We start from the raw sequence: 11678 nt of genomic DNA, 5'->3' as shown, positions 1-11678 counted from the left end.
CCAGCCACCGATATATCGTTGCCCTTCCTACCTTAAAAAGTCCGGCAGCTTGAGCGATACGACCGCCATTTTCTACATAATCCACTACTCTTTTTCTCAAATCAATACTGTAAGACATTTTCCTAGCAGCTTCACTATTTTTATTCATTTTACCTCATTTTTAAATAGTCTCATACTTATTTGAAATGACTATACATTGCCATTCAGGAACAACTCGACGGCAAGACCGTGGACTGGATGGAACAGGTCAGCGACGAACAATACCAGACACCAAACGTAAACAACTAGGGACATCCATTCATGTACAACACGAAAGCTTATGCCGCAGCCAGTGCAACATCACCGCTGGCCTCCACCACGATCGCGCGGCGCGAGCCAACCGATCGCGACGTGCAGATCGAAATCCTCTTCTGCGGCATCTGCCATTCCGATGTCCATTCGGTGCGTAACGAGTGGAGCAGCATCGCGCCTACTGTCTATCCGATCGTCCCCGGTCACGAGATGGTCGGTCGCGTCACCAAAGTCGGCTCGGCAGTTACCAGCTATAAGCCCGGCGATATCGCAGCGGTCGGCTGTATGGTCGATTCGGATGGAACCTGCCCCCAGTGTAAAGCTGGCTTTGAGCAGTTCTGCCCTTCCCTGACCCTCACCTACAACTCCCCGGACAAGCACAAGACCGCTCCTGTCACCTACGGCGGCTATTCCAACAGCATCGTCGTCGATGAAAGCTTCGTTCTGCGCGTTCCCGCCAACCTCGATCTCGCTGGAGTCGCGCCGCTTCTCTGCGCCGGGATTACAACATACTCGCCCCTGCGCCACTGGGGTGTCACAAAGAGCAAGAAGGTCGGCGTAGTCGGTCTCGGGGGGCTGGGCCACATGGGCGTGAAGTTTGCCCGTGCGTTCGGTGCCCATGTCGTCGTATTTACCACCTCGCCCGACAAGAAGGAAGACGCACTCCGCCTCGGAGCCGATGAAGTGGTCATCTCCCGCAATGCCGACGAGATGCAGAAACACGCTGGCAGCTTCGATTTCATCCTCGATACCGTCTCCGCCAAGCACGACATCAACGCCTATCTCAACCTGCTCCGCCTCGACGGCAACATCACCCTGGTCGGCGCACCGGAGAATCCTCTGGAAGTATCGGCATTCAGCCTGATCATGGGTCGCCGCAGTCTTTCCGGCTCTATGATCGGTGGCATCGCTGAAACCCAGGAAATGCTCGACTTTTGCGGCGAGCATAACATCACTGCGGATGTCGAAGTCATCCCCATTCAGAAGGTCAACGAAGCCTACGAGCGACTGCTCAAGTCCGATGTGAAATACCGCTTCTGTATCGATATGGCATCCCTTAAATCTGAATAACCGAGGTGAAACCTCGAAGGAATAACAATGCAAAAGCGCAAACTTGGAAACAGTAATCTGGAAGTCTCGGCGATCGGGCTTGGCTGCATGGGAATGAGCTTTTCCTATGGCCCGCCCAAAGACAAACAGGAGATGACTGCTCTTCTGGGGGCTGCGGTCGATCGCGGCATTACATTCTTTGACACCGCCGAAGTCTACGGCCCCTTTACAAACGAAGAGCTGGTGGGTGAAGCTCTTGCTCCCTTCCGCGATCGAGTGGTCATCGCCACCAAATTCGGGTTCGACATCAGTCCGAATTCTGATCCCCGTGGGATGACGGGTGCGCCCGGACTGAATAGCCGACCGGAGCACATCAAGCAGGCTGTGGAGAATTCGCTCAAGCGACTCAAGGTGGAGGCGATCGACCTACTCTATCAGCACCGAGTTGACCCAAACGTGCCGATCGAAGATGTGGCCGGAGCGGTGAAGGAACTGATTCAGGAAGGTAAGGTTAAGCACTTCGGACTCTCTGAAGCAGGCGTACAAACGATCCGTCGCGCGCACGCGGTTCAGCCCGTAACGGCTCTCCAGAGCGAATACTCGCTGTGGACGAGGACTCCTGAGAAGGAAGTGATACCGACTCTTGAGGAACTCGGAATTGGCTTTGTCCCGTACAGCCCGTTGGGCAAGGGCTTTCTCACTGGCAAGATGGACGAAAGCACAACCTTCGACAGTTCCGACTTCCGCAGCACCCTGCCTCGCTTCACAACCGAGGCTCTCAAGGCGAATCAAGCCCTGATCGATCTACTCGGCAGCATTGCAGAACGAAAAGAGGCGACACCTGCTCAGATTGCGATCGCCTGGCTGCTAGCTCAGAAACCGTGGATCGTACCCATTCCAGGTACTACGAAACTGCATCGCTTGGACGAAAACATCGGAGCAGTCTCAGTGGAACTCACCCAGGGCGATCTGCGTGACATCGATGATGCCGCCTCCAAGATTACGGTACAAGGCGATCGGTATCCTGAAAAGCTGGAGCAAATGACCGGTCGTTGAGCAGCGAAGAATACGTTCTCTCGTTGAGTTTTCGGTCACTGTAGCAGACTACATACGCGATACCAACGACTGCTCCGGCAATACCGTCGAGTGGATGGAAAAGGTCAGCGGTGAACAAGACTTGATTAAGCTCCGACTAAAAGGAAAATAGGCGTTGCTGATTTACGGTATGCAAGGCAAAATATGCAAGTCATATCAATTCCCTTAGCATCGGAATGATATAAAGAAACGGAGGATACGGCAGTGCCGTGTCCCTACAATCGATCGTGGTAGGGACACGGCACTGCCGTGTCCTCGCTTATCATTCCGGTGCAGCCGGAATTGATATCATAGAAACCTTATTTTTTCATACCCTGATTGAGCAACGCCTCTGTGCGAATGTTTTGTGTGGTTTAATTGTCTACTGCCATCAACCTAAGAAGCACTCTCTTGGGTTTGATTGGATTTTGCCTCCTTCTGCTTAACCAGAAATGACGTTAGTTAAAACTGATATCTTGCACCATTCTCAATTACTTGCTTAGGAACAGGGAAGATGCCTGTTCCACAAGAGATAAATTTTATTGTGGAACAGGCAAGATGCCTGTTCTTGACAATGGTGCAGGATGTGAGTTAAAACGGAATTTCCTCATCTTCATCTTCCACAGTCTTCGCCGTCATCCGCCAACTGGTAATATAATCAATTTTCACATCAATTTTGTTAATCGCATCCCCTAACTGCCTTTGAATGTATTGAGTCAGCGTCACCATAAAATCTAACTCAAATCCCGCAGATAGCGCAAGTTTTGCCAAGCTAGCAAAATCCACCTTCAAAATCGAGGAACTGGATAACTTAAAATGAGGAGTATTGCCCTTATTTTGCACTAACATTGCTTTTTTAATCCGCTCTTTCAGATGCTCAACTTCTGAATCCAGCAGCTTCCATTCAGGCAAAATTTCTTTGTACCTTTCCCCCAATGCTGTGAAATCCTCAGTCTCCGGTTGCGGCGCAACTTTCTTAGTAGTTGATTTTCGACCCTGCTTGATCGTAGAATTCAACCGCCAACTAGCAATATCTTCAACTTCCAAAGATGGATCGGCGATGACTTCCCCTAACTGTTTTTGAATTTCTTTTGTCAGCGTCACCGGAAAATTCAACTCAATTCCCTCAGTTTGCGTCAGTCTCGCCAGCGTCATAAAATCAACTTTCATCGCTATCGAACTGGAAAGCTGAAAATAAGAACTATCTTTGAGATTTTGCGCCAGCATCCCCGCTTTAAATCGTTCTTTGACTTCAGCAATTTCTGAATCTAGTGGCTTCCACCGAGATTCTATTTCCTGATATTTTTTCCCCAATGCTGTCAAATTTTCTGTGGCGGGATCGGGGTAACACTCTTCCAGGATTTCTAGCAGGCGCTGATGCACTCTAGCTAAATAAACCGCGTCCATTTTGGCATATTCTAGCTGCTTCTGCGTCAGGGGACGCTTTGCCCAATCGCCGCTTTGTTCTGTTTTATCTACATAAGCAATGCCGCAAAGTGTTTCGATTAATGTTTTGAGCTGTCGGTTGGGTAATGGTAGAATGTAAGCTGGAATTTTTCTTGCCATTTGCAATATGCAAGTGACATTTTGAGCGTCGTCATTGCCCAGAAATCTGATATCATAGCTGGCGTTGTGGAACAATTTTTCAATATTTGGATTTACCATGATTTGGCTGATGAAATTTTTTGCCAATTCAGGTTTATCTAATACATCTAGTAAAAACGTGGCATCTCCTGTCGCATCGGTGGAGTCTGCTAACACTTGAATCAGCGATAATCTGGGGTTGGATTTATAGTCTGCTATTTCTGTGTCAACCCACAGTATTTTAGCTTGGGAAAATTGAGAAATTACTGCTTTGATGTCGTTTGCTGCTGTTAAATAAGGCATTTTTACAAACTTTTGCTATTAATTTTTTGATTCTATTATGCTATAGCAATTATCGGATCGATTGTCAACGATTCCAGCGCCGGACATAGGTATACCTCAGAAACCCGGTTTCTAGCCTCCCGTTAAAAAAAGAATGCAGTCGATCGCACTATTGAGGATTCCCGCGAACTTCCTCTAAAAACCAGTTACCTACTTCTGTATTGTCCGTCTGGCGACTGCGGCGCAAACCTTCCTCTAATAAAGTAACTTTTAGCCCCGGCAAAACTTGAGATTCCGTCAGACGTTCGCTTCCACAGTTAGCAATTATTTTGAAAGCAATAACTTGCGCTTTTTGTACGTCTACTACCCAATACTCAGACACTCCTAATTCTTCATAAATCATTCTTTTTGTTCCCAAATCGTCAACGAGAGAACTGTCGGCAATTTCAATTGCTAAATCTGGGGAAACTGCGCTATCTAAATTCACTAGCGAACTGCCGCGAGGTGCCATTTGTACCCGGTCTCCGATGTAGTAAGAAGCATCAGGTTGAGCGCCTCTGACACCTGTTTTGGCATAGCTACATTTGACCAGCAGTCTCATTTTTATACCTTTAGCAATGCCAAATAAATTGATTAAAATAACGATAATTCCGTTGTCATCAGCATGATCTGCCCCGACTGCTGCCATTTCAATCCTCAACTGTCCGTTGTAGTAGTAGCATTTTGCTCGATCGTACTCCGGCTGTTTAATAATTTCTATATATTCATCCCAAGTCGCTGTAACCCAGGTATCAGTTAGTAGTTTGGTTTGGAGTTGACTCATCATTACCTCACCGGAAAAAATATTTGACTTTTGAGGGAAAACTTCTGAGTAGGGGCGATCGCACTTTTAGCATTCAACAGCAGTAAGGTGCACCGCAGCGCACCCTACAAACTATTAACCTAGGACTCCTCTGTCGTTTCCTCAGATGCCGATTCTTCCATCGACTCTTCACCCGAAGCCGGCACCAAAGCCACAGCTACAATTGAATCATCCTCATCCAACCGCTGCACCCGCACGCCCGTTGCAGTGCGCGATTGCGTGGAAATTGCACTCACAGCCTGACGGATAATAATACCTCGGTTGGTAATAATCATCAACTCATCATTGTCGTTGACAATTCGCAGCGCAGCCACGTAATCCTTAGCCTTTTTCGACTTGAATTTAGTAGCCGTCAATCCCTTGCCAGCGCGTCTTTGCAGGCGGAATTGAGAAACTGGAACCCGCTTGCCGTAGCCGTTGCTAGTGATTACCAACACCGAGGGAACTTCGCTGCTAACTGCGGGAATTTCTTCGGCATCTTCGCCTTCAATTTCCTCGGCTTGCAGTTCTAATTCTTCCTCTTCCAATTCCAGATCTTCAGCTTCTAATTCAGCAATTTCTGCTCCTTCAAATTCCAATTCTCCCGATTCTGAAAGCGCAACTTCTGCTCCTTCAAATTCCGATTCTCCCGTTACCAATTCAGCAATTTCGGCAATAATTGAACTCGGTAAAATGTCCATGCTGATCAGCTCGTCGCCCGATCGCAATTTCATTGATTTTACACCCCGAGTCGCGCGGCCTACCGGGCGCAACTGTTCGTGATTGGTGCGGAAATGAATCGCCATACCTTGGCGCGTGCCGATGATAATGCTGTCACCAACTTTTGCTCTCCGTACCCAGCGCAGTTGGTCGCCTTCTTCCAGAGAAATCGCGATCAAACCGTTAGTGCGGATGTTACCAAAAGCAGAAAGTGCGGTTTTCTTGATATAGCCGCCGCGAGTCAGCATCACCAAATATTCTTCGCTGGTAAATTCTGTCACTGACACCATAGAAGTGATTTTTTCTTCTATAGGAATCGGCAGCAGTTGCACCACTGGAGTGCCGCGAGCAGTCCGCGAACAGACGGGGATTTGATAAGCTTTGACAGAGTAAACTACGCCCCTGTCACTGAAGAACAAAACGCTGTCGTGATCGCAACAAGAAAGGAAATGTTCTACTCCGTCATCTTCCTTCATTTTCGCGCCGGCTTTGCCGCGAGTAGCGCGACTTTGAGCCTCGAAAGTGCTGACAGGCATCCGCTTGATGTAGCCTTGTTCTGTGATCAGAATAATTGCTTGTTCGTTAGCAATTAAATCTCTTTCATCGATTTCTCCTTCGGCGTGTTCGATGACGCTGCGTCTAGGAGTAGCGATTTTAGTTTGGATTTCGACTGCTTCAAATTCGGCGATTTCTAAGATGCGTTCCCGGCGCGCTAAGATATCTTCCAAATCTGCAATTTTAGCTCGCAGTTCTTCGTGTTCTTGCTGAATTTTTTGCGCTTCCAAGGCTGTCAAGCGCCGGAGCTGCATTTGCAGAATTGCGTCGGATTGCTGTTCGGAAAGACCGTAATTATCAATCAATTCCTGTTTGGCTGCGGCGGAGTCGGCAGCGGCGCGAATTAGGTGAATAATTGCGTCTAAGTTGTCTAGGGCAATTAATAAACCTTGCAGGAGATGGTCGCGTTCTTCTGCTTTGCGGAGTTCGTATTGAGTCCGACGAGTAATTGTTTCAATGCGGAAGTCTAGGAAGACATTGAGGAATTGTGAGAGCGTCAGTAGTTGGGGTTCCCCATTTACTAGCGCTAACATATTGGCTCCAAAGTTTGATTGGAGCGGTGTTTGTTTGTAGAGGTTATTGAGGACGACGCGGGGATAGGCATCGCGTTTGAGTTCGATCACGATCCGCATTCCGTCTCTGTCGCTTTCGTCGCGAATGTCGGAAATTCCATCTAATCTTTTGTCGTTTACCAGTTCGGCAATTTTCTCGATTAGCGCTGCCTTATTTGTTTGGTAAGGCAATTCGGTGATAATAATTGCTTCTTTGTCTGGGCGGCCAACGTGTTCGATGGTTTCAATGTTGGCAACTCCGCGCATGGTAATCGAACCGCGCCCGGTGGTGTAAGCATCGCGAATGCCGCCTCTGCCGAGAATTTGCCCTCCGGTGGGAAAGTCCGGGCCGGGGATGTACTGCATCAATTCCAGGTCGGTAATTCCTGGATTGTGGATTAGCGCTACCAAACCGTCAATTATTTCGCCCAAGTTGTGCGGCGGAATGTTGGTGGCCATCCCGACGGCAATTCCAGAGGAACCGTTGAGCAAAATTTGGGGGATGCGTGCGGGGAGCACGAGGGGTTCTTGTTGGGAACCGTCGAAGTTGTCGCCGAAATCTACTGTTTCCGAGTCGATGTCGCGCAGCATGGAGTCGCTAGTCAGGGCTGTGAGGCGACATTCGGTGTACCGCATGGCAGCGGGCGGGTCGTTGTCAACGGAGCCGAAGTTGCCGTGGCCGTTGATCAGGCGTTCCCGCATGGAAAAATCCTGAGCCATCCGCACCAGGGCGTCGTAAACCGCTGTATCTCCGTGGGGGTGATACTTACCGAGCACCTCCCCGACGACGCGGGCGCATTTGCGGAATGGTCTATCGGGAGTCAAGCCCAATTCGTTCATGGCGTAGAGAATGCGTCGGTGAACGGGCTTGAGACCGTCCCTCGCATCTGGTAGCGCCCGACCGACTATTACGCTCATGGCGTATTCCAAGTACGATCGGGACATCTCACCACCCAGATCCGTCGGGATTATCCGCGACTCAGAGATACTCATAGGTTGAAAAACTCCGTTAAAACTTTAAATTTGACCGCTATAAATCTCAAAAATGCGATAAAATCGATTTGGATTCAGTAGAGCTGCCAAATATTGCAAATTACTCCTAAAATTATATCACAATTTGCCTTTGACTTTAGGGGCAAGTTGCCAGAAAAATTAAGGGACGAAACGAGGGAAATTCGTAAGTTGGTAGTTGGTGATTTAGTCATCAATTTGCCGGAGCTAGAAAGGGTTTTTGAGGCGTTCGGTTTTCATGTTTTGGTGAGCTTTTTTGAGTGCTATCTAAAAAATTAAAAGGGAGCATCGATCGCGTCAGCTTTAATGCGTGCTATCGAGAGTTGGCAGGGGGTTATATCTGGAAGCGAGTTCTCAACAGCGCGCATTAAGAAAAAATGCCTTTTACAAAGCCCCAGACGATCTCAATTAAAATGGTTGCTCGGACGCAATTCTAATTTCATAAAGCCGAATGTCGAATTAAATCAAAATGAAAATCTAAGATATAAAAACTTAACTCTAAAATCTGCTGATGCTACCCGTCATCTACTCCCCTGATTTTTTGCTGCACAAGACTGGAATGCTTCACCCAGAGCGACCAGAACGTTTAACGGCGATCGTCAATGCTCTGAAAGCTGCCCCTTGGGCCGATCGCCTTGACTGGCAACTGCCCGCGCCAGTGGCCCAGCGCCAAACAGAATTGTTCTCGGCGCTCAAAAAAGTTCACGCGCCAAGATACATCAAAGAAGTCGAACATTTGTCTCTTCAAGGAGGCGGCTACCTCGACGGCGATACGCCGATTTCTGCTGAAAGTTACGATGTAGCGCTGCTGGCGGCGAGTGCTTGGCTCGATGGGGTCGATCGAGTGCTGTCAAGAAACGCACCAGCTTTCGTGCTGGCCAGGCCGCCGGGACACCATGCCGAAAACAATCGTGCGATGGGTTTTTGTTTGTTTTCCAATGCTGCAATCGCAGCGAAGTACGCCTTGGAACAGCCGGGAGTTAACCGCGTCGGCATCCTCGACTGGGACGTGCACCACGGTAACGGCACTCAATCCGTGGTGGAAAACTGCCGGAAAATTGCCTACTGTTCCCTGCACCAATCTCCCTGCTATCCGGGAACTGGAGATGCCGACGAGCGCGGCAGCTACGACAACGTGCTGAACATTCCGCTGTATCCCGGCAGCGGTATAGCTGAATATCGGAGCGCTTTTGAATCTCTTGTGGTGCCGTTTTTGTCAAATTTTCAACCAGATTTGTTGATTGTCAGCGCCGGTTACGACGCTATTGTCTCGGATCCGCTGGCGAGTATGAATCTGGCCCCGTCAGATTTCGGTACTTTTACCGGATATTGCTTGCAAATCACCAGCCGCCTCGTCTTTGGTTTGGAGGGGGGTTACGCGCTCAAAGAATTGGCCGAGTCGGTGGTGGCGACTATTGACCGATGCCTCAATTAAATGCAAAATTGACAGAGGCGAAAATGATGTTGAAAACGGATTAGTAAGGGATTGAGAGCAATGGCGATCGGCGGAGTTTTGTCGATCGCCCGATCGGCCCTCTTCCCTCTCCCCTCTTCCTTCTTCCTTCTTCCTTCTTCCCTCTTCCTTCTTCCGACGGACTTACATCCGTTACATCCGTTACATCCGTTACATCCGTTACATCCGTTACATAATCCGTTGCCGAACTTCCTTCTTCCTTCTTCCTTCAACATCAGTGACTGGGATCACAAATTAAAAAGATCCGAGTCACAGGGTTTCAAAGTCTAGGTCACAGATTTGTAGCCCAAAAATCACACGGTGTCAATGTTTTCGATCGCCCAAATAGGCCCTTGTACAAAGCATAATAGATATATCAGGAGCCTGTGAAAATTTTATTTATCTCAATCAATTAAGAGGTTTATCATGTCAGTTACCCAAATGACACTCGAAGAATTATTTGGTCAAGTCATGTTCTCCAGCGTCGTGACTCGCCACGACCGGAGACAGCTCAGATCCGCACTCTTAGAAAGAACGCTGAATGAAGATGAGTATGCCATCATCAACCGACTGCTGTACAACGTGCGCCGCGGTTGGGTAAAAATTATCGACTAAAGAAACCGCAGTCAACTCTCGTTTGGGAGTTAATACTACTTTCGATTTCGATGGGGGCATTGAAGATTAAAGAATTGGGAATGACCGATCGCTATCGGAGTTTATATCGGGGGCTTAGTCATTATTTGCATTGTTTGGGTAAGTGGTTAAAAGTAGAACTTGCCACCTGGGGAAGTTTTGTTTTTTTAATACTGCGATAGACCGTTTGATGTGTTTGAGAGCGGTGTTAATGATTCAAATCGCGATCGACATCAACCTAGAGGTAGAGATAATTATATAAGAACAGGCTTCGGGTGCATCTCTACTAATTAGACCTCTTGCAAAAAAAATCTCTGTTATAATTAAAGGCTTTGAGTTTGAGACATGAGAGCTAACTCATAATTGTAAAGTGCTGACAACAAATTACAACGGAGATCATAACGGCGGCGACGGTTTCGATAACGACATTGACAAAATCTTGAAAACTTTGAGACTCCTATTAACATTTTCAATTACTATTCGCTTCTGGGCTAAGGCTCGATTGTAGTCTTTTTCTAAAAGAGAAATCTTCCCATTTTTTGGTTTCTTTTTAGGAGTATAACTATGAGAGCGATCATCTTTTATCCCTTGATAGCCACTATCTTGTAAACTATCTATCTCAGAATGGAAATGAACATTGTTTTTTTTGAACAAGCTGAAATCGTGGCAATAGTCCAAAATTTAGGCAAATAATCTGTGCCGGTTTCTTGATTAATGACCACTTGCATTTTTAGGGTGTGGTATTTTTTCTTACCTGAGTAATATTTTTATGTTTTTTTTTGACGTTCTATAGCTGTTTCTGTGACATCCATTACCACAGCTTTGCTGATGCCCACAACCTTAGAACAATGCTTTTTTCCCAGGAATACCAAACTTTCCCGTTTTCATTAAAGTTGATTCAATATTAGTGACAATTCGGCAAATCGTTGATTCAGATACCCCCCAATTTGTCCCTATATCCCACATTCCGCACTTCAATAGCACTACAAAATATAGTATATTGCTACCAGAGCTGACTAAGTAAAAAATACTTAGACAGTTGAGGCAAAAAAAGTGAGACAATCAAAAAAACGTCAAAAATATTATCTAGCTAAAAAAATGCCCCCTACTTCAGAAAATAAAATCAAAAATATCGCTCACTGAGGAATAGTAGCTGGACTAATTGATGAGATAGAAATAGTTAAAATAATCAACTATAAATTAGGAATAGATGTTCGGAAAAAATCTCAGCGGGAATATTAGTGAAAGCTATTTTAATTAATGGATTAGGGTTTGTATCAAGACCGTTCGTTATCTTTACTCAGTCAATTTTTTGAAGACAAAGGAATCGAAACCTTGTTAGGTGCTGGAATAAAAGCGGATTATATAAATGACGATAAAATTGGAAGAGTCATGGATAAATTATATAAATAGGGATTGAACAAGCTATTTATGGAAATCGTATTATCCGTAATAAAGAAGTTTAAAGTAGAACCAAAATATGCTCATTTAGATGCTACATCATTAAGAGAACGCCACAGAATGATTGATCCTATAATAGTCAAAATATAATTTCAGTGTGCAGCCTATCTTATGTCTCTAAAATCTATCATGAAACTGACCGAACACGCCAAATCTCTTTACATCGAAACAG

The 11678-nt window shown here is 46.7% G+C and carries 9 protein-coding genes and 2 pseudogenes; 5 read left to right on the top strand and 6 right to left on the bottom strand.

Annotation, left to right across the window (positions count from 1 at the left end):
- Positions 1–118: IS630 transposase-related protein (locus tag IQ263_RS26455; protein WP_194066405.1), on the bottom strand; the 118-nt coding region annotated here is incomplete at its 3' end.
- A gap of 182 nt (positions 119–300) precedes the next feature.
- Between IQ263_RS26455 and IQ263_RS26450 the strand changes: the two genes are divergently transcribed.
- Both IQ263_RS26450 and IQ263_RS26445 read left to right on the top strand, forming a co-directional pair.
- On the top strand, positions 301–1362 hold the full coding sequence (locus IQ263_RS26450) for an NAD(P)-dependent alcohol dehydrogenase (protein WP_194071049.1): 1062 nt from the start codon (positions 301–303) through the stop codon (positions 1360–1362).
- A gap of 27 nt (positions 1363–1389) precedes the next feature.
- On the top strand, positions 1390–2397 hold the full coding sequence (locus IQ263_RS26445) for an aldo/keto reductase (protein WP_194071048.1): 1008 nt from the start codon (positions 1390–1392) through the stop codon (positions 2395–2397).
- 609 nt (positions 2398–3006) lie between these two features.
- Here the strand turns inward: IQ263_RS26445 and IQ263_RS26440 are convergent.
- From IQ263_RS26440 to gyrA, 3 genes are all read right to left on the bottom strand, one after another.
- Positions 3007–4302 carry a ribonuclease D gene (locus tag IQ263_RS26440; RefSeq protein ID WP_194071047.1) on the bottom strand — a complete coding sequence of 432 codons (1296 nt, stop codon included), beginning with the start codon at positions 4300–4302 and terminating at the stop codon, positions 3007–3009.
- Between the two features lie 148 nt (positions 4303–4450).
- Complete coding sequence (locus tag IQ263_RS26435; protein WP_339384782.1) at positions 4451–5107, bottom strand: Uma2 family endonuclease; 657 nt, start codon at positions 5105–5107, stop codon at positions 4451–4453.
- A 116-nt stretch (positions 5108–5223) separates the two neighbouring features.
- Positions 5224–7941: a DNA gyrase subunit A gene (gyrA, locus tag IQ263_RS26430; RefSeq protein ID WP_194071046.1), complete on the bottom strand. Its 2718-nt coding sequence runs from the start codon at positions 7939–7941 to the stop codon at positions 5224–5226.
- A 529-nt stretch (positions 7942–8470) separates the two neighbouring features.
- On the opposite strand from gyrA, the gene IQ263_RS26425 reads away from it, so the two are divergent.
- On the top strand, positions 8471–9394 hold the full coding sequence (locus IQ263_RS26425; RefSeq protein WP_194071045.1) for a histone deacetylase family protein: 924 nt from the start codon (positions 8471–8473) through the stop codon (positions 9392–9394).
- Here IQ263_RS26425 and IQ263_RS26420 read toward each other — a convergent pair.
- Positions 9391–9648 (bottom strand): hypothetical protein, encoded by a 258-nt coding sequence (locus tag IQ263_RS26420; protein ID WP_194071044.1) that lies wholly within the window; start codon positions 9646–9648, stop codon positions 9391–9393. The two genes, IQ263_RS26425 and IQ263_RS26420, sit on opposite strands and share 4 nt — an antisense overlap.
- A 190-nt stretch (positions 9649–9838) precedes the next feature.
- Between IQ263_RS26420 and IQ263_RS26415 the strand changes: the two genes are divergently transcribed.
- Positions 9839–10027 (top strand): hypothetical protein, encoded by a 189-nt coding sequence (locus IQ263_RS26415; protein ID WP_194008036.1) that lies wholly within the window; start codon positions 9839–9841, stop codon positions 10025–10027.
- A 341-nt stretch (positions 10028–10368) separates the two neighbouring features.
- Here the strand turns inward: IQ263_RS26415 and IQ263_RS28980 are convergent.
- Positions 10369–11002: pseudogene (locus tag IQ263_RS28980) on the bottom strand (transposase family protein); the annotation flags it as partial.
- A 189-nt stretch (positions 11003–11191) separates the two neighbouring features.
- On the opposite strand from IQ263_RS28980, the pseudogene IQ263_RS26405 reads away from it, so the two are divergent.
- Positions 11192–11548, top strand: a pseudogene (locus IQ263_RS26405) (DUF4277 domain-containing protein); the annotation flags it as partial.
- Positions 11549–11678: the final 130 nt, after the last annotated feature.

The sequence above is a fragment of the Tychonema sp. LEGE 06208 genome (assembly GCF_015207505.1).
GTDB lineage: Bacteria > Cyanobacteriota > Cyanobacteriia > Cyanobacteriales > Microcoleaceae > Microcoleus.
Note: the sequence above shows the minus strand (reverse complement) of the source record. Positions and strands in the feature narration are given on the sequence as shown.

What these genes read in the sequence shown, in the direction of transcription:
- gyrA (WP_194071046.1), bottom strand. Translation starts at nt 7,941, where the DNA reads ATGAGTATCTCTGAGTCGCGGATAATCCCGACGGATCTGGGTGGTGAG.
- IQ263_RS26435 (WP_339384782.1), bottom strand. Translation starts at nt 5,107, where the DNA reads ATGATGAGTCAACTCCAAACCAAACTACTAACTGATACCTGGGTTACA.
- IQ263_RS26450 (WP_194071049.1), top strand. Translation starts at nt 301, where the DNA reads ATGTACAACACGAAAGCTTATGCCGCAGCCAGTGCAACATCACCGCTG.
- IQ263_RS26415 (WP_194008036.1), top strand. Translation starts at nt 9,839, where the DNA reads ATGTCAGTTACCCAAATGACACTCGAAGAATTATTTGGTCAAGTCATG.
- IQ263_RS26420 (WP_194071044.1), bottom strand. Translation starts at nt 9,648, where the DNA reads ATGTTGAAGGAAGAAGGAAGAAGGAAGTTCGGCAACGGATTATGTAAC.
- IQ263_RS26445 (WP_194071048.1), top strand. Translation starts at nt 1,390, where the DNA reads ATGCAAAAGCGCAAACTTGGAAACAGTAATCTGGAAGTCTCGGCGATC.
- IQ263_RS26425 (WP_194071045.1), top strand. Translation starts at nt 8,471, where the DNA reads ATGCTACCCGTCATCTACTCCCCTGATTTTTTGCTGCACAAGACTGGA.
- IQ263_RS26440 (WP_194071047.1), bottom strand. Translation starts at nt 4,302, where the DNA reads ATGCCTTATTTAACAGCAGCAAACGACATCAAAGCAGTAATTTCTCAA.